The organism is Microvirga sp. 2MCAF38 (genome assembly GCF_052115485.1).
In the GTDB taxonomy this organism is placed as follows: domain Bacteria; phylum Pseudomonadota; class Alphaproteobacteria; order Rhizobiales; family Beijerinckiaceae; genus Microvirga.
This window is the reverse complement of record NZ_JBFRGU010000008.1, coordinates 89,874-107,465: the sequence shown is the minus strand read 5'-3', so window position 1 is coordinate 107,465 and position 17,592 is coordinate 89,874. Positions and strand designations below refer to the sequence as shown.

Annotated in this window: 18 protein-coding genes; 13 read left to right on the top strand and 5 right to left on the bottom strand. The window is 57.6% G+C overall.

Going from position 1 to position 17,592, the window contains the following annotated elements:
- Window positions 1-2: 2 nt before the first annotated feature.
- On the bottom strand, window positions 3-653 hold the full coding sequence (locus AB4072_RS16370) for a cytochrome c3 family protein (RefSeq protein WP_441969669.1): 651 nt from the start codon (window positions 651-653) through the stop codon (window positions 3-5).
- A gap of 268 nt (window positions 654-921) precedes the next feature.
- Here AB4072_RS16370 and AB4072_RS16365 point away from each other — a divergent pair, with 268 nt between their 5' ends.
- From AB4072_RS16365 to AB4072_RS16355, 3 genes are read left to right on the top strand one after another with little or no spacing between them, the layout of a single operon-like run.
- The gene (locus AB4072_RS16365; RefSeq protein ID WP_441969667.1) at window positions 922-1,653 is read left to right on the top strand and encodes a gluconate 2-dehydrogenase subunit 3 family protein; all 732 of its coding nucleotides are present in this window, start codon (window positions 922-924) and stop codon (window positions 1,651-1,653) included.
- An 11-nt stretch (window positions 1,654-1,664) separates the two neighbouring features.
- Window positions 1,665-3,443 carry a GMC family oxidoreductase gene (locus tag AB4072_RS16360; RefSeq protein ID WP_441969665.1) on the top strand — a complete coding sequence of 593 codons (1,779 nt, stop codon included), beginning with the start codon at window positions 1,665-1,667 and terminating at the stop codon, window positions 3,441-3,443.
- Entirely contained in the window at window positions 3,436-4,704 is a 1,269-nt protein-coding gene (locus AB4072_RS16355) for a c-type cytochrome (protein WP_441969663.1), read from the top strand. Before AB4072_RS16360 ends, AB4072_RS16355 begins: the two co-directional genes overlap by 8 nt.
- Window positions 4,705-4,992: 288 nt before the next feature.
- Here AB4072_RS16355 and AB4072_RS16350 read toward each other — a convergent pair whose 3' ends face one another.
- Window positions 4,993-5,403: a hypothetical protein gene (locus AB4072_RS16350; protein WP_441969661.1), complete on the bottom strand. Its 411-nt coding sequence runs from the start codon at window positions 5,401-5,403 to the stop codon at window positions 4,993-4,995.
- A gap of 387 nt (window positions 5,404-5,790) precedes the next feature.
- Between AB4072_RS16350 and AB4072_RS16345 the strand changes: the two genes are divergently transcribed.
- Entirely contained in the window at window positions 5,791-6,051 is a 261-nt protein-coding gene (locus AB4072_RS16345; protein WP_441969659.1) for an outer membrane protein, read from the top strand.
- 266 nt (window positions 6,052-6,317) lie between these two features.
- Entirely contained in the window at window positions 6,318-6,713 is a 396-nt protein-coding gene (locus AB4072_RS16340; RefSeq protein WP_441969657.1) for a DUF3572 family protein, read from the top strand.
- Window positions 6,714-6,732: 19 nt separating this feature from the next.
- Here AB4072_RS16340 and AB4072_RS16335 read toward each other — a convergent pair whose 3' ends face one another.
- The 3 genes from AB4072_RS16335 to AB4072_RS16325 form a co-directional block, all read right to left on the bottom strand.
- Window positions 6,733-8,475: a metallophosphoesterase family protein gene (locus AB4072_RS16335; RefSeq protein ID WP_441969655.1), complete on the bottom strand. Its 1,743-nt coding sequence runs from the start codon at window positions 8,473-8,475 to the stop codon at window positions 6,733-6,735.
- Window positions 8,476-8,581: 106 nt separating this feature from the next.
- Window positions 8,582-9,097, bottom strand: a complete 516-nt coding sequence (hutX, locus tag AB4072_RS16330) for a heme utilization cystosolic carrier protein HutX (protein ID WP_441969653.1) — start codon at window positions 9,095-9,097, stop codon at window positions 8,582-8,584.
- A 10-nt stretch (window positions 9,098-9,107) separates the two neighbouring features.
- Window positions 9,108-9,440, bottom strand: coding sequence for an antibiotic biosynthesis monooxygenase family protein (locus AB4072_RS16325; protein WP_441969651.1), 333 nt, complete (start codon window positions 9,438-9,440; stop codon window positions 9,108-9,110).
- Window positions 9,441-9,847: 407 nt separating this feature from the next.
- On the opposite strand from AB4072_RS16325, the gene hemP reads away from it, so the two are divergent.
- The 8 genes from hemP (at window position 9,848) to AB4072_RS16285 (ending at window position 17,286) form a co-directional block, all read left to right on the top strand.
- The gene (gene hemP, locus AB4072_RS16320) at window positions 9,848-10,015 is read left to right on the top strand and encodes a hemin uptake protein HemP (RefSeq protein ID WP_441969649.1); all 168 of its coding nucleotides are present in this window, start codon (window positions 9,848-9,850) and stop codon (window positions 10,013-10,015) included.
- Between the two features lie 12 nt (window positions 10,016-10,027).
- Window positions 10,028-10,909, top strand: coding sequence for a heme/hemin ABC transporter substrate-binding protein (locus tag AB4072_RS16315; protein WP_441969647.1), 882 nt, complete (start codon window positions 10,028-10,030; stop codon window positions 10,907-10,909).
- Window positions 10,909-11,964: a FecCD family ABC transporter permease gene (locus tag AB4072_RS16310; RefSeq protein ID WP_441969645.1), complete on the top strand. Its 1,056-nt coding sequence runs from the start codon at window positions 10,909-10,911 to the stop codon at window positions 11,962-11,964. Before AB4072_RS16315 ends, AB4072_RS16310 begins: the two co-directional genes overlap by 1 nt.
- Window positions 11,961-12,749, top strand: a complete 789-nt coding sequence (locus tag AB4072_RS16305) for a heme ABC transporter ATP-binding protein (RefSeq protein ID WP_441969643.1) — start codon at window positions 11,961-11,963, stop codon at window positions 12,747-12,749. The genes AB4072_RS16310 and AB4072_RS16305 overlap by 4 nt, the downstream gene beginning before the upstream one ends.
- 151 nt (window positions 12,750-12,900) lie before the next feature.
- Window positions 12,901-13,695: a pentapeptide repeat-containing protein gene (locus AB4072_RS16300; protein ID WP_441969641.1), complete on the top strand. Its 795-nt coding sequence runs from the start codon at window positions 12,901-12,903 to the stop codon at window positions 13,693-13,695.
- Window positions 13,696-13,916: 221 nt separating this feature from the next.
- The gene (locus tag AB4072_RS16295) at window positions 13,917-15,413 is read left to right on the top strand and encodes a sensor domain-containing diguanylate cyclase (protein WP_441969639.1); all 1,497 of its coding nucleotides are present in this window, start codon (window positions 13,917-13,919) and stop codon (window positions 15,411-15,413) included.
- A gap of 218 nt (window positions 15,414-15,631) precedes the next feature.
- The gene (locus tag AB4072_RS16290; RefSeq protein WP_441969700.1) at window positions 15,632-16,360 is read left to right on the top strand and encodes a L,D-transpeptidase; all 729 of its coding nucleotides are present in this window, start codon (window positions 15,632-15,634) and stop codon (window positions 16,358-16,360) included.
- Between the two features lie 107 nt (window positions 16,361-16,467).
- Complete coding sequence (locus AB4072_RS16285) at window positions 16,468-17,286, top strand: MipA/OmpV family protein (protein WP_441969638.1); 819 nt, start codon at window positions 16,468-16,470, stop codon at window positions 17,284-17,286.
- Window positions 17,287-17,592 lie beyond the last annotated feature (306 nt).

The following is a 17,592-nucleotide window of genomic DNA, read 5'->3' as shown; positions in this document are numbered from 1 at the left end:
GATCAGCGATGACATAGGGAGCAATCGGTCAGGTTGGCGCGAATGTGATATTCTGCGACGAGCCTCTTCCCTTTCTCCGTTTGGTCCGCAGGCGACGTCCAGCTCATGTCGAAGATGGCCTCGCGCGGACGCACATATTGTTCAGGATTGCGGTGGCAATCGAGGCACCACCCCATGGTGAGGGGCGCGGCTTGCCGCATGAGCGGCATTTGATCGACCGCCCCATGGCATGTGCTGCAACCGACGCCTTTCGCCAGATGGATGCTGTGGTCGAAATAAACGTAATCCGGCAGCGTGTTGATGCGGCGCCAACGGAGAGGCTGATTGTCCGCGAGGCTCATCCTAACCGGCGCGAGCATACCTGCGTTGGTCCACAGTTGGGAATGGCACGTCATGCAGGTTTCGGTCGGCGGCATTCCGGCAAACCGGGCCTTCTCGACCGATGTGTGGCAGTAGCGGCAATCGATACCCAGTTCTCCGGCGTGATGCTTGTGACTGAAGGGTATCGGTTGCTCGCGCGTCTCATTCTGCGCGGTCACGTAGGGCGATCGCACAATTGCGTAGGCGAGGCCGACGACGAACACCGGAAGGAGTGCGATTGAGACCAGCACGACCCGTGCGATGGTGTCGGCCTGCGGACGAAAAATCTGCATTCCGCATCCCCGAGCTGCTGGAGAGGCCGTGCGACGATGCTGAGCTTCCGAATCCGAGGTGTCAATTCACCCGGAAGACTTAGCGGATTGTTCGAATTCCATATTCTCGACCGCTGTCGGCACTTCCAATTTGCTCCCAGCTTCTTCGATCAAGCCGACCTTGATGTCTGAGTTTCATCCCAACAGAAGATGTTCCAAGTCCTCCCTCTTTTGCGCAAGGAACATAGGCTGCGCAAGATGGTTCCACCCTTGCAATCGGGGTGTTCCGATGCCGCTTCGTCGCCGCGATTTCCTGGCCACGACAGCCATCCTTATCGGTGGCAGCATTGGCGCGCGGGCGAGAGTGCTGTCGGGCCGGTTACCTTGGGAGCCCAATGCCGGAGTACCTCCCGATCAAGTCAAACCAGGCCCTTGGCTTTACTTTACCGGGCCCGAGGCAGAAATGGTCGAAGCTCTGGCAGATCGCATCATCCCGCCTGATCCCGAAACTCCGGGAGGAAAAGATTCTGGATGCGCGGTTTTCATCGATCGTCAGCTCGTCGGTCCCTACGGCCGCCAGGAAGGTCTCTACATGCGACCGCCGTTTCTCAGGGGCACTAAGGAACAAGGGCCTCAGGATGAAGCTGGGCCGGCGCAGAAATACCGAAAGGGCCTCGCGGCGTTGGAGGCATATTGCAAAGGCGGAGCAGATAGCCGGTCGTTCGTCGCGCTGACGGCGGAGCGCCAGGACGAGATCTTGAAGGGCCTCGAAAGCAGCTCGCTCAAGCTTGTCGATGCCGATGGGCAGGCCTTCTTCGAAATGGTGCTGAAGGACGTGCAGCAGGGATTTTTCGCGGATCCGATTTACGGGGGAAACCGTGACATGGCGTCCTGGCGGATGATCGGATTTCCGGGGGCCCGGTATGATTATCGGGACTGGGTCGGCCGTCACAACGAGCGCTATCCACATCCGCCCGTCAGCATCACCGGTCGGGTGGATTGGACGCCTAGAAAAAGCTGAGAGGTCGATCGATGGCTCGAAGGCTCCCGCATAAGGACGTGGTCATCGTCGGAGTCGGATGGGCCGGATCGATCATCGCACAGGAGCTGACCGATGCTGGGCTGGAGGTGGCAGGGATCGAGCGCGGCCCCTGGAGGGATGCGGCGACTGACTATCCACCAACCTACAATCAGGACGAACTCCGCTATCGCATCCGTCACGAACTGTTCTTGCGTCCGGATCAGACGACGTTCACCTTCCGCAACAAGATGAACCAAACGGCACTCCCCATCAGAACCTGGGGCGCGTTCATGCCGCCCAACGGAGTCGGCGGCGGCGGCGTTCACTGGAATGCGGAGACATGGCGCTTTCTGCCGTCCGATTTCATCCTGAGAACACATCTGACGGAACGCTACGGCGCGGACTTTCTGCCGCCGGACATGACAATCCAGGACTGGGACATCACCTACGACGAACTGGAACCTCACTACGATCGTTTCGAATATTTGTGCGGAACGAGCGGTACCGCAGGTAATTTGCGTGGAACAATCCAAGACGGAGGAAATCCCTTCGAAGGGCCGCGCTCGAGGCCCTATCCCACTCCGGCGCAAGCTCAGCCTTTCAGTCATGCGCTGTTTGCGAAAGCCGCGCGCGATCTCGGATACAAACCGTTTCCGCAACCGTCCGGTAATTTGTCTCAACCCTACTTGAACCCCCTCGGTGTGCGTCTCGGGCCTTGCACTTATTGTGGCTTCTGCGAATGGTTCGGTTGCGGGAATTACTCCAAGGCGAGCCCGCAGACGACGATCCTGCCTGTTCTGATGCGCAAATCGAATTTCACGCTTCGGGACAATAGCGAAGTCACGCACATCAACGTCGACAAGGCGGGCCAACAGGCGACCGGGGTAACCTTCGTCGACACGAGCGGTGAGGAATGGGAGCAGCCGGCGGATATCGTCATCCTCTCCGCCTACACGATCTTCAACGTGCAGATCCTGCTGCTTTCCGGAATCGGAAAACCATACGATCCGGTCGCCAATGAGGGCGTGATAGGTCGCAACTTTACCCATCAGACGATTTCCGACGTCACCGGATTCTTCGACAACACGAAGTTCAACTTCAATCCATTCATCGCATCCGGTGCCATTGGCATGTGCATCGACGAGTTCAATGGCGACAACTTCGATCATGGGCCGCACGGCTTCGTCGGAGGCGGATATGTGGGACAAGTTCAGACCAATGGGCGTCCCATCGAGACCACGCCTGTTCCTCCAGGCACCCCGCGCTGGGGCGCGGAATGGAAGTCGGCTGTTCGAGACAATTACCTCAGCACCGTCAAACCCGGAACCGGCACGCATGGAAGTTTCTATAGCTATCGCGATATCTATCTCGACCTGGACCCGAATTATCGCGACCGCTTCAATCGTCCCCTCGTACGAATGACGATCGATTTCCACGAGAATGAATTGAAGCAGAATGCATTTCTGACGGATCGATTTGCCGAAATCATCCAGGCCATGGGTGCGAAGGCAGTCATGAAAGAATACAGAAAAGGGCCTTACGACATAACCAAATATCAAACCACGCACCTTTGCGGTGGTGCGATCATGGGAACCGATCCCAAGACAAGCGCCATCAATCGCTACCTCCAGAGCTGGGACGTGCCCAATCTCTTCGTCGTCGGCGCAAACGCGTTTCCGCAGAATGCCGGCTACAATCCGACCGATACGGTCGGGGCCCTCGCTTACTGGTCGGCTGCGGCGATCCGGGAAAAGTATCTCAAGAATCCGGGGGGTCTCATGCATGGCTAAATCGCTCACAATCTCAGTCCTCGCGCCGACCTGCCTGTCGGTTCTCGTCCTTATCCTCGGGAGTGAGCGGAGTAGCCCCGCGAGCGCGGCCGATGCGCAGGATTTTGCGCGGATCGAACGAGGACGCTATCTGGCAACGACGGCGGATTGTGCGGCGTGCCACACGTTGCCGGATCAGAAGCAGCCCTTTGCCGGCGGGCGTTCCATTGAAACGCCATTCGGGATGATCGTCGCTCCCAACATCACGCCTGATTTCGAGACGGGCATCGGGGCTTGGACAGACGATGAGTTCGATACGGCCTTGCGCGAAGGGAGGCGCCCTGACGGTGCATATCTCTATCCGGCGATGCCCTATCCTTTCTTTACGAAGATGTCGCGGGAAGACGTGTTGGCGATCAGGGCCTATCTAAACACCATCACATCCGTGCGGCATGAGGTGGAGCCGAACCAGCTGCCATTGCCGTTCAACATTCGCACCGCGATGTCGGTCTGGAATGTCCTCTATTTTAAGAAGGGACAGTTTCAGCCGGACGCGGCGAAGTCCGCTGAATGGAATCGCGGGGCATATCTGGTCGAAGGGCCAGGCCATTGCGGCGCGTGCCATACACCGAAGACGTTTCTGGGCGGAGATAAAGGCTCTCTTTCTTTCGACGGCGCTGTCATCCAAGGTTGGTTTGCGCCGAATATTACCGGCGACAATGCGCAGGGCATTGGTCGATGGAGCAGTGAGGATCTGATCGCGTATCTCAAAACTGGACATAATCGAATGACCGGCGCGACAGGACCCATGGCTGAAGTGATCACCTTGTCGACGTCACGCATGACCGATCCCGATCTACGGGCGATCGCGACCTATCTGAAAGACTTGCCTGGCAGAGCGAGTGTTGCTTCCGCGTCACCCGCACCCGATCCCATTATGAAAGCGGGAAGCGCCATTTACCTTGACAGGTGTTCGGCATGCCACGCATTGGACGGGAGTGGGGTCCCTAATTTGTTTCCATCGCTTGCTGCCTCATCATCATTGCGTTCTTTCGATCCGACGACACTCATTCGTGTTGTCCTTCGCGGTGCCCGCAGCGTCGCAACAGATGCCGAGCCCACGGCACCGGCCATGCCGGCTTTCGGATGGCAGCTCGATGACGAACAGGTGGCGGCGGTTCTAACCTACGTTCGTAACAGCTGGGGCGGCGCTCCGTCAGGAGTTGTCAGCGCCGCTGACGTTCAACGAACAAGAATGGAGCTGGCGAAAAGGCGCGATTGAACGGGTCCGCAAGAGGTTAGATTCACGGTGCTTGTTGAGCCCCGTACTCGCAGGTTTGTACAGGTTCTTCACTAAGCTTTGTCAGAACTCGGCAGACCGGGAAAGGTCGCTACTGGCGCTCGCTCCGTTCCATGCCTGCAAGCCGACCTGCGGCGTAGCCGCCCGCAAAGGAGGCAATCACGCCGGACAGAAGAAACCAGGCCCCGGCCCCGATGGAAAGGGAGCGGATTTAACCGACGCCTCGTGTAAAAAGAAGTAGGCGGCAAGTGGCCGCCCACTTGTGCGCTGTCACTCGGCGGGATTCATCCGCACGGTCGGCCCTGAAGCTGCCGACGTGGTCGGGCGGAATACGAGATACGCAAACAGTAGCGTCGCGGCGAGCACAATAAGCGAAGCGACTGCGGCGGCCGGATCCGCAGCCGTATAACCGAGATGAATGGCGGCGACGGCGATTGTCATAACGATCGTCCCGACTGACCACAGGCCAACCTGGATAAAAGCAAGGCGGCTGGTATCGAGAGCCGGACGGCGCTCATAGTAGAGGCCAAAAAGAAAAAGCGAGACCCACCCAAGCAGATTGAGGTGAGCATGGGCAGGCATGATGGAATGATCCTGCGTGGCAGCCATTCCGATACCCATGGCAATGCCGACGATAATGAAAGTAACGGCGAATCGGAAGCTAAGTGATGATGCAGTCATAGAAAAATCCCTCTTCTTTCCCTGGCGCATTGAACCAGAAAAAGGAATCTTACACCTTTAATTCCCATTTGTCCGTATGGGATGAGGGATCAATTTTGTAATACACTAGGGATATTGATATATATCATACAGCTCCATCAATGCGCAGTAAATTTGAGTGAGCGGTTCTTTGAATTTATTCAATTTGAATGACTTATTTAAAGGTTCCCATGTCTTAAAGGTTTGAACAAAACGAGGTTATATTCCGTAGTTAAATGCTCACATTATTTCTTGAGTGGCTTGGGACTGCGCGCGGCCGGGCTGGACGGCATTCGATCGGGCTCTGATCTACGCGACCGGAGGTCTCGCTTTGGCAGTACAAAGAATGCGACGACCATCAGTTCGGTCGTGACCGGCCCCGAAGGCACGGGTAGCGAGTTGTGGGCGGGATCGAAGAGCGACACGCGTATGGGCTGGGCTCTGGGAGGCGGCGTCGAATATGCGTTCACGGCAAATCTCTCGGCCAAGGTCGAATATCTCTACTACAATCTCGGCACAGCCACTCACGTCATTGCCCCCGAAGAGGAGTTTCTCTGCGGCATTGGTAAGCGCAGGATCGAAGGCAGCATCGTGCGCGCTGGCGTGAACTATCGGTTCAGCACCGACTAGTCGCGGCATGCGAGTGTGATGATCGAACGACGGCCTGGACGGTCGCCGGTTTTCTTATATCCCGGAGCCGATGGGAAGATTACGAGGGAGGCGGCTTGTGATCAGTATCGAGGGGTCGCGCAGGAGCTATCCGTCCTGTCCATTTTGCATCCGGGATAAGCTGCGTAGAGGCAAAGCTTGCCAACGGAGCGGCAATGCGTAACTTAGTTACCGCATTTCCGCCTGTATTGGGTTGCATGTCGCGCGCGTCGTGACTGTCCCTCACCGTGGCGGTCTCGCGTTTTGTCGCCACTGCTGCTCTTCGAATGCCAGGTAATGTTTTGACGGACATCATAAAGCCCACGGAGGCTCAGCAACTCGCTCTCCAGGTTCTGGAATATATTGCGCGCGACGAGGGGCGGTTTGACGATTTCATCGCCGCCACCGGCTGCGGATCATCTTCCGGCCAAGCGAGAGAGACAACGGCGCGCTTTCTTCTTAGCGTCCTGGATTACACCCTGAAGGACGAGGCGCTCTTGATGGCGCTTCAGCAAGAACAGCACATTAGGCCTGCCTCAGTTATGGTGGGTAGCGTGTACCTTACCGCAGGAAATATGGTTGGCGCGTCGGATCAGAAGTCGGAAATTTGTCTGTCCTTCTCGCATTGGCCCCTGTTCTATTGAGGGATGGGTGAGAGGGCGGCTAACTCGGCTCGTTGCCCGTCATATTGATGCGCTGCGGCTCCATGAGTTTGAGGGTTCCGTCAAGGTCTCTCGCTAGCGTGTGGACATAGAAATACGTATCTCGATCGTTGGTCGCTTCCATGACGGGCGATGGAGCGGACACGATCAGAAGCTCACCGCATTTCCCGATCCAATCCACATGCCGATGGCCGTGCATGATAACGGCACGACCCGCAAGGCGTTGGAGATGGCGCACGAACCAGCTGCCATTGACGAGGGCCGTGCCGATGCGCTCCGAGAGCGCTTTCGCAGGTCGTGGATACTCGACGACATGGTGATGGAGAGCCACGATCCAGCAGGCGCGTGGATATCGCGTGGTGGCGATCTCCAGGGCCTGCGCCTGCTCTGTTGAGACAAGACCGAGCGCATTGGTGAAGGAAAAATGCGTTTCGGCATTCGAGTTCAGAATGATGACTCCAAGCCCGTCCTCGGTATCCGGCGGGAGCACCATCGGAAAGAGTGCCGCCCACAGATTCGACAATGCCCATGAAAGGCGTAACGAGCCCTTATCGGCGAAGGTCATCATATTGGCACGATGCGCCGCCAGCGCCTTCGTGAGAGTATCGCCGAGGTTTTCGGTTTCTCGCTCCACGACTTGAACGCGCGCCCCTTGCAGCGCTTCGAGTGCGGAGATTGTCCTTACCTGACGAAGCCGCTTCTTAGGGCTCGTCGGTAAGTCGAGCCGCGCCGGATTGGCCTTATCGACCACGTTGACGTCATGATTGCCGGGGAGGGCCAGCATTCGCTCGGCGAGTTGCGGATAAGGCGTGAGCGCCTCAAAGAATTCCGCCCACTCCACCGAGAGACCGGCATCCGTCATGTCGCCGGTGATCAGGATGAGATCGAGAGGGCTTTCTGTGTGAATTTTGTCCAGCTGCGCGAGTGTTCGCCTGAACCTCTCATTCCCACGCGGACCGGCGCGTCCGCTTTCGATGCGAAATCCAAACCGTTCGCCGACGGTGTGGATGTCGGACAGGTGAGCGATGCGCCATGTCCGTACGCCGTCGACAGCGGGATGGAATGAGACGAGATCGTGAGGTTGCGCCATCGTCGCATCGGCGATGCCCCATGTGAGGGAAGCGACGGCGAGATAGCCTGCGATCAGCAGAATGCTGTTGGCAAGAGCCGCCAATACGAGACGGGATGGTGCTGCCAAATCCGAGAGGTGGCCCACCCATTGCGTGGATGGCCATACCAGCACAGCGACCCACAGCGCGAGGCCGCAGATCAAAACGCCTGCGATACCGGCGGTTGCAGCCTGCGTATAAGGGCGCAAGCTTTTGGCTGTCGGGCGCGGGAACAACAGATCGACGAGATGTCGAAGGCCTTCGCGGCAAAGCATATAGGCTGGCTGGACCGCAAGTGAATTGAGGGACCAGAAACTGGTTTCGGCAAGCCGCAGAAGAGGCCTCCCTCCGAACCAACCCAGAACGGCGAAGGTCACCAATATTAATGCAGGCCAGAGTCCGGTGAGGATGGTCGAGGCCTTGGATGAGATTGTGCCTATCCAGATCGAGGCGAAGAGCGGCGCCACGCCGAGGAGCAGGCAGGGTAAGCCGATGAGGAGGAACCAGGCCGAGATGAGTTTTGGCAGGCTGATTTCCGCCAGCAAGCTGCCTGCAAGGGACAGCAGCGAGCGCTGCTTCGTGCTGGAGGCGTCGTCCTCAGTATCGCCTTTGCGTGGATCGATTACTGGTTCCATGGGGCATCTCCAAGGAAGAATACCCGCATGACAGCGTCAGGGCGTCAAGATCGACTTCGTGTTCTATAGAGGAGCCGGCGCAAGCGAACGCCGGCTCCTGTACCTCTCAGGTGGCCGTGGTCAGGCGCGCGCGCAGGGCTTCAAAGCGTGCGAGCTGATCGTCCTTCAGGCTGCGATCCTCGTTGCGCCCGACAAACACTTTGAACATCGCCTCGCCGTCATGGTTGATAAATTGCACGGAGCAGGAGCGCTTACCGAAGAAGGGACGGTCCACGAAATAGATGACGTGGCAGCGGTCCGCTTTGATGTGGCCGCTGATAGGGCTGTCGCCGTGGACGTTGAAATAGCCCCGCCCTGTCGTACCCTCGGGAATAGCACCCTTGGTTTCAAAAACACCGTCGCGAGTGTGAACGACGAAGGTGATCTCGCCCCATTTCGTCAGGTCGCTCCAGACGCCCTCGAAATTCTCGTCCGCGGCAGGAGAAGCCGCGCCATCAGCGAGGCATTCTAAGACTGCCCGAAGGGGGACGCCGTGCTTTTCGGCAACTGTTTCCAAAATGCCGTCTGGTTTTTCAGCGAGATCTTGCCGGATCAATGTCTGGGCCTCGGGTCTTGCGTGCATGGGGAAACTCTCACGCTGCGACTTGAGAAGGGCGGCGGATAGTCTGGACAACTTCGAAGCCTTCGAACTCCGGGTGGCCTAGAGTCAGCGGCTGGCCGGCGCTCGCTCGCGTGTGCGAGATGCGAAACTGCTCGGATTGGGTCCAGGCCTCGAAATGCGCTTTCGTGGCCCAGAGCGTGTAGGAGGAATAGAGCACATGATCCTCGCGCGCTGGGCCGCGCAACATATGAAACTCGATGAAGCCTTCGAGCTCGTGCAGATAGCTCTCTCTTGTCAACCACCGCTGCTCGAATTCCTCCGATGCATCCTTGATGACCTTGAAGCGGTTCATGGCGATGAACATGGCTATTTCCTTGATGTTTGAGCAATGCGCCTTGTCACGAGCGTCCCGGCCTTCCGGTGGGGCTGAGTGAACGCGCGCGCGATCGGTGATCCGGTTGTTCAGGCCCTTCCGCGCAAATGCAGAATGCGCGCAAAGGCAGGTTGAAGTCACCGCACAGGAACGTAATCGTCCCATCGATTCCAGTTGTTGCAGATGTTCGTTTGGATATCTGGCTGGCTTGCGTCGAAATTGACTTCGCGCTGGCTGGCTATTTGACTCGGCTCTCTATGAGAGAATTTGCATCCGATATCTAAATCGAGTAACGGCGTCAATATAGACCTGAGCCGACGCAGTTTTACATAATTCTAAACTGCGAATACATGGTCAGTATATCGGTATACATTAGAATCAGTACAATGGAGATTATCGTGCTGAACAAGCCGCCGCCCGAGGCGAAGGGTGGAAAGCCCGCCAATGTCAAAGAAGTCGACGTGTCGACCTTGATCGAAGGTGGCCGCGAGGTTGTGCTCGTCCATCGTGGCGAACGTTACCGATTGCGCATCACGGCAAACGACAAGCTCATCCTCACGAAATAGGGAAACACACCCATGAACCGCCTGTCCCGTCGCGAGATGATGCTCGCATCCATGCTGCTTTTTGCATCCTCCTCCGCGCGAGCCGATGCCGCCCGTCGGATCGTGAGCGTCGGCGGTGCCATCACGGAAATTCTCTATAAGTTGGGGGCAGAGGCCGAGATCGTCGGCGTCGATTCCACGAGCCAGTTTCCGGCAGGCGCTCTTCAGGCGAAGGCCAATGTCGGTTACCTGCGCACCCTTGGCGCGGAGGGCATCCTGTCGCTCAATCCCTCGCTCGTTCTAGCGTCCGAATCCGCTGGACCGCCGGATGCCGTGCGCCTCATCGAGCAGGCTGGCATTCCTGTTATCAGGATCACAGACGAGCCGAGCCCTGCCGGGATTGTGCGGCGCATTCGCGATATCTCAACTGCGGTTGCGGCGCAGGAGAGAGGCGCGGCTTTGGTTGCGGAAGTCGAGCAAGGTTTCTCGCGCCTCGCTCAGGAGCGCTTGCAGATCAAGTCCGGCACCCGCGCGCTGTTCGTCCTGTCGATCCAAAATGGGCGCCCGCTCGTCGGAGGACGAGGCACGACAGCCGACGCCATGCTGGCGCTCTCGGGTGCAACGAATGTCGCGTCCGCGCTCGATGGCTGGAAGCCATTGTCCGATGAGGATCTGATAGCTGCAGCGCCGGAGGCGATCGTGATGATTAATCATGGGCCGGGCGGTGCTGCAACCGACCCGTTTACGCTCCCGGCTTTCGCGGCGACCCCGGCCGCGGCCAAGCGCAAGCTCGTCGTGATGGATACGCTCTATCTTCTCGGCTTCGGTCCACGCACGTCCGCCGCCGCGTATGATCTCATGCTCGCGTTGCATCCCGACCTTCCTGGAGAGGTCAAAAAGGCACCGCAACCGTGATGGCGTTTGTCATAGAGCGAAAGAAGCTTCGCGAGCAGCATAGCCTCGTTCTTGGGATGCTGGCCATGCTGCTTGTCGGGGTGAGTCTCGTCGCATTGAATTTCGGGGCGAGCGGCATCGCGACGAAACGCATCTTCGCAATTCTGGTGAGTGTTTTCGGCGCGGACGTCGGCACGACGGGAGGCGATGCTCTCATCGTTCTGCAAGTCCGACTGCCGCGCCTCCTGCTGGGGCTTTTGATTGGCGCGGCGCTCGCATCGTCGGGTGCGTTGATGCAAGGGCTGTTCCGTAATCCACTTGCCGATCCTGGTTTGGTCGGTGTATCGGCCGGCGCATCACTCGCGGCAGCCGCTACCATCACTTTGGGCGACAGACTTGTCGGAACGCTCCCGTTCAGCATGTTGCCGCTGGGCGCTTTTGCTGGCGGACTTTTTACAACACTGGGACTTTATCTTGTCGCGACGCGTACCGGGCGCACATCCGTCGCAACGATGCTCCTTGCCGGAGTCGCTTTCGGCGCTCTCGGGGGGGCGCTCATGGGGCTCCTTTCTTACCTCAGCGACGATCGGCAATTGCGCGACCTGACATTCTGGTCTCTAGGATCGCTCAGCGGAGCGACATGGACGAAAGTGATTGGCGTCGTGCCGTTCGTGGCGCCCGCACTCCTGGCGATGCCTTTTCTGGCGCGAGGATTGAACGCGCTTGCGCTCGGTGAGGCAGAGGCCTTTCACCTCGGCGCATCCGTTCAACGGGTGAAGGCGCTTGCGATCTTTCTCGTGGCCGTCTCTGTCGGTGCTTCAGTTGCAAGTGCAGGTGTCATCGGCTTTGTCGGAATCGTCGTGCCGCATATTTTACGATTACTCGCGGGGCCCGATCATCGCTTGCTTTTGCCCGCCTCGGCACTTCTCGGCGCCGCGTTATTGACCGGGGCCGATATCGTAGCGCGGACTATCGTGGCACCTGCCGAGTTGCCTATCGGAATTCTCACCGCTGCAATTGGTGCGCCTTTCTTCCTGTGGCTTCTTCTGCGCCGGCAAAGGAACATGGGATTATGAGCCTTTTTCTGGAAGCCAGGGCGGTCTCGTATCGGCGTGACGGACGAACGCTCGTGAGCAATGTCGACCTCGCCGTGGAGCGCGGCAGTTGCACAATCGTCGTTGGGCCAAATGGAGCGGGCAAATCGACTCTTATGAGACTCCTGTGCGGTGAGCTTGCCCCGACAGAAGGGGAGGTTCGTCTGCATGGTGCTCTCATAGGCTCGCTGCCGGCATGGCGTTTGGCCCATGCTCGAGCTGTGATGCCGCAGGCTTCCGATCTCGGCTTTCCTTTCACATGCTTCGAGGTGGCCAATCTCGGTGTTGAAGGGATCGGGCGGGGCCTCGGGCATGAGGATAAGAGGCGCATCGTGCATGGAGCGCTCGCACGGGCCGATGTCGCGCATCTCGCGCGTCGGAACTATCAGTCCCTGTCCGGTGGAGAGCGCCAACGCGTCCACTTCGCGCGCGTTCTGGCGCAACTCGAAGCAGGGAGTTCCGACGAGCCTCGGCAGATCCTTTTTCTCGACGAACCGATTGCAAGCCTCGATCTCAAACATCAGCTGGCCGTGCTAGAAGAAGCGCGCCGCCTTGCCCGAAGCGGACTTGCGGTGGTCGCGATTTTGCACGATCTCCAGTTGGCCGCGAGCGTCGGCGACGAGCTCGTCCTGATGAAAGACGGCGCTGTGGTTGCAAGCGGGCCCGCAGACAACGTTCTGAACGCAGCACTGCTCACCGATGTTTTCGGCGTGAGGTTGAAGGCTGATCTGTGGCCCGCTTATCCATGGGACATAGCAACTGGATAACGTTGAACGCTTGCGCGGCATCGGTCCCGTGTTAGCTGAGCTTGCAACGAGCCGATTAGAGCCGGCTCGGATACGTGGTGCATTTTCTCGAGCCTCACCGATAAGCGGAACAGTCAGCCGGGCTTGAGGGTTGAGAGCAGGGAGGCGAGGCATGGCTGTGCAGAATTCGTATCTTCTCTTTAAATCTGTTTCTCGTGTTCTCAGGGCGAGTGGTCGTGGGTTAACTCTTTTCATTCTCATAGGCTTTGCGTCGGTCGCTCACGCCACGTGCCAGGATGCGCCTAATCCGGGCGTCAACTGGATGAATTGCTCGAAGACGCAACTCATCCTCGCCGATGACGATTTGAGCGGGGGGATTTTCAGTCGGGCTCATCTGACGTTCACGGATTTCTCCGACGCGAACCTACGGGGAGCGAAGCTCAATGAGGCAGAAATCAGCCGGGCTCGCTTCGAGGGCGCCGATCTCTCGGGGGCCGACCTGTCGAAAGCCGTCGGTTGGCGTGTGGATTTCAACAATGCAAATCTTGCGAATGTGAACTTCTCGTCAGTTGATGTTGGGCGCGCCAATTTCACCGGTGCCAAAATAGCCGGAAGCAATTTTTCCAAGGCAGAAGTGAACCGTTCGGACTTCACCGGCGCGGATCTGACCGGCGTGGATATGTCGAGGGCAGAAGCAGCGCGCGTTATATTCAGCAATGCCAAAATGGCGGGAATGAATTTCAGTTACACGAATCTTTCGCGCGCCAAGCTCGACGGGCAAGATTTGACGGAGGTCGATATGAGCAGAGCCTATCTTTTCATGACCCAGATTCGTGGAACCAACTTAAGCAGGGCGATCGGCCTCACACAGGAGCAACTCGCCCTGGCCTGCGGGACGAGCGAAACAAAGTTGCCGCAAGGATTGATCGCGCCAAAAATCTGGCCTTGTCCCGAGGGAGACGACTGACTGACCAACACAAAAAGTAAGGCAAGAGGGGGGAACGCTTGCTCAGGCCGCAGCTTCGATGACATCGTTTGTCATTATGCAAGACCCACGCAAGAAAAGTGAGCGACTCTCGATCTTTCCTATGGCATGAGGTTTTTGTTCGAGGGCTTTGGGATGAAAGCCGCTAAAAGGCGCGCCACTCATTCAAGCCGTCATGATGGCTGTAAAAGATTCAAGATTACATGATATCTCGCGTCTCACGCCCAAGCGCCGTGCTCAAATGGAGCGTCCCTGGCACACTTTTGAATCTGATTGCGACGGTCATCGCCCTCAGTATATTTGCCCTTTTCATCGAGGCACTATGGGAAGCGCGTCGCGATACGTGGCGTGAAGCCGAGCAGTCTTCGAAGAATCTCCTGACCGCGATTGCGCGAGATATCGGCGGGAACATCGAACTTCTGGATCTTTCGATCCAGGGTGTTATGCGAGGATTGAACTATGAAGGCTTCGACAAGCTACCGCATAAAATCCAGCATCTGATTCTTTTCGATGGGGTCGCTGTCACGACCTATATGGGGTCTATCGTTATTCTGAACGAGCATGGCGATATTGTTGCCGATGCTTTTTCTCTCAGTCCCCGGCCGGGCAACTTCGCCGATCACGACTATTTTTCCGTCCACAAGCAGGGCGAGGATGTCGGACTGTATATCAGCAAACCCTACAGGAGCCACCTGCGCGGAGACGATGTCAGTTTTGCGGTCAGTCGGCGCATCTCGAATTCGGATGGAAGCTTCGGAGGAGTCGTCATAGGTGCGGTATCTCTGACGAACCTTCAACAGGCGATGGCCAATATTCAGCTGGGTGAGAATGGCACGATCAGTCTGGTCCGGAAGGACGGTGCCATGCTGTTGCGCCATCCTTCCCAGGAAGAGAACCTCAATCGCGATTTCGGAAAATCCGAGAATTTCCAACGCATTCTGAGAGAAGGCGCAGGTACGTTTGACGGTGTCTCAGTTGTTGACGGCGTACATCGCATTTACACGTTCGGTCCGGTTGCGAGTCTGCCTCTTTTCCTCACGGTCGCGGTTTCCTACGACGAGGTTTTTAGCACGTGGTGGCGTAAGGCAATGTCTCTGAGCATTATTACGCTTTTGCTTTGCACCTCGGTCGTCACGCTTACCTTCCTTTTTCAGCGGGAGTTGCGCCGGCGTCGCACGGCCGAAGCCGAACTGGCGAAGCTCGCATTGACCGATGGGCTGACGAGCCTGCCCAATCGCCGCGCTTTCGATGAAGCGCTCGCACGAGAATGGAGTGAAGCGCTGCGCACTGGGAGATCACTATCCCTTCTCTTCATCGATGCGGACTTCTTCAAAGGCTTCAACGATCATTATGGGCACGGCAAGGGCGACAATCTATTGATCTCCATTGCGCGGGTGCTAACGGAAGCATTGAAACGGCCTCGGGACTACGCAGCGCGCTATGGTGGCGAGGAATTCACAGTTTTGCTGCCCGAAACCGATGAAGCAAACGCAATACTCGTTGCGGAGAGAATTCGCGAAGCGGTCATGAAACTCGACATCAAGCATGCAGTAAGCGCTCACGATGTCGTGACCATCAGCGTCGGTGTGGGGAGCGTGATTCCGATCTCCGGACAGAAGGCGGATTCTCTTCTGAATGCCGCCGACTCGGCACTTTATCAGGCAAAAGCCCTCGGACGGAATCGGGTCAGTCTCGCCTGAATCGAATTGCAAGCTTCACGCAATCCAACCGTGTTCAATCTTCAGGTTGTGGCGCTTATGTCACGGCCGCACGGCGCCACACTTTTGCCATATCGGATCCACTTTGCGGCCATTCGCGACGACTTGAACCTTCGCAATGAGGTCGATGTCATGTCGACTCAACCGATAAAATGCAATTCAGGAATAATGAGTTCCGATCGATGTTCGTGCTTCGCACAATGATGAGCCGCGTCACCCGCTTCAATGCTTCCGGCCTTTTCGTTACCCTTATGGCTCTTGCGACAGCCGGCTGCGTTTCCACTGCGCAGCCCCCGTTGCAAAACACGCGTTTGGGACCGGATCCCGCTTACGTTGCCATGTATGGCCCACGACCTGACGAGGTCCATTCCCTGCCCGCGACTGATATTTCGGAGGTCGATCCGCAATTCTTGCGCCATGAAGTCGCCTATAACGGATCTGAGCAGCCAGGCACCATCGTTGTCGATACGGCCAACCGTTATCTCTATCTCGTCAGGGAGAACGGCCGCGCGATCCGCTATGGCATCGGCGTCGGCGCAGAAGGGATGGCATGGAGCGGTCGCGCACGCGTCGGACGCAAGGCCGCCTGGCCGCGCTGGACTCCAACCACAGCGATGATCAGGCGTAACCCCGAGAAGAACGGACCTTGGGCAGGTGGAATGCCAGCCGGACTCGAGAACCCTCTCGGCCCACGCGCCCTCTACTTGTATGATGGGGACCGCGATACGCTTTACCGATTACACGGGACCTCCGAGCCGTGGTCGATCGGCGAGGCGGTCTCCAGCGGCTGTATCCGCCTGTTCAACCAGGACATCATTGATCTCTACAATCGCGTACCCGTGGGTGCGCCGGTGGTGGTGCTCAATAACGGTCTGCGATTTGAGACCGAGAGTGATTTTGATGAAATGCCGGACCTCATCGATGGTTAACGAAATTAAGAAAATTCCAACCCATTGGCCAAAGGTTGCTTGACATCGCGCGCTCGCGAAATGAAGACCACTGCTCGTCTTTAGGGGAGCAAGCAATGAAGCATCCGATGTCCAGCACCGTCCTGTCCGGCCTCGTCGTTGCAGCAGGATTTGCTGTGGTTGCGCCCGCTTCGGCTGCTGACCCTGTCTTTACGTCCTTGAATGTAGCCTCCACCGGCTGGATCGCGACCGTGAAGGGGAACCTGGGAGCCGGCCCCCGCTATCCTGGGGCCGACGATTTCGGGTTTATCGCCTACCCTTCCATCAGTTTCAGCCGTGTGGGAACTGTACAGCGCTTCAGCGCGCCCGACGACGGCCTGAGTTTCTCCGTCCTTGAGGATTCCGGGCTGCGTGTAGGCGTAGTCGGTCGCTTCCAGGGTGGGCGTTATTTGAAAGACGACCGAAAGCTGTTTGGCCTCGATAAGATCAACTGGGCGGTCGAGCCTGGTGTTTTCGTCGAATATTGGCCTGTCGCGTTCCTTCGCGCGCGCGCAGAAATCCGCCGGGGTTTCAATGGACACGAGGGTTTCGTCGCCGATTTCGGCATCGATTGGGTGCAGCAATATGGCGCCTTCACCGTGTCGCTCGGGCCGCGCCTGTCGCTCGCCGACAGCGAGTTCATGCAAACCTATTTCGGGGTGACGCCTTTCGAGGCGTCTCTCAACGGCCTCGTCACTCCCTACAAGCCGTCAGGCGGCATCGAGTCGGTCGGCGCGACAGCCGGAGTGACGTACAATTGGTCGGATCGTTGGTCGACGACTGCCTTCGTCACGTACAAGCGCTTGGTCGGCGATGCAGCCGACAGCCCGATCGTCAAGCGCTTCGGATCAGAAAACCAGATTGGTCTCGGCCTCACTGTTTCCTATTCCTTCGATAGCGGCCTCTGATAAACTCTTCGCACTGATTGGTACGCAGGCCTTCAAGCCGCGGCGCTTTCTTGCGCAGCGGCTTTTTTGCGTCTGCTTCGTGATGTTGGGATCGCAGATTCTGAGCCTGTGACACCGCCTGTTTTGTTAACGCTGTGCGCAAGAAAAAGGGCCGCGTACGAGACGCGGCCCGAAGTTCAGGGAGGAAAACATCGATGAGATGTCATCACGCCGTAAGGACCACGTGATGAGAACAATAGAACACAGGACCCATCTGGGGTCAATCATTTTTGTTCGATATTAAGAACAATTACTCGACGGCGTGAG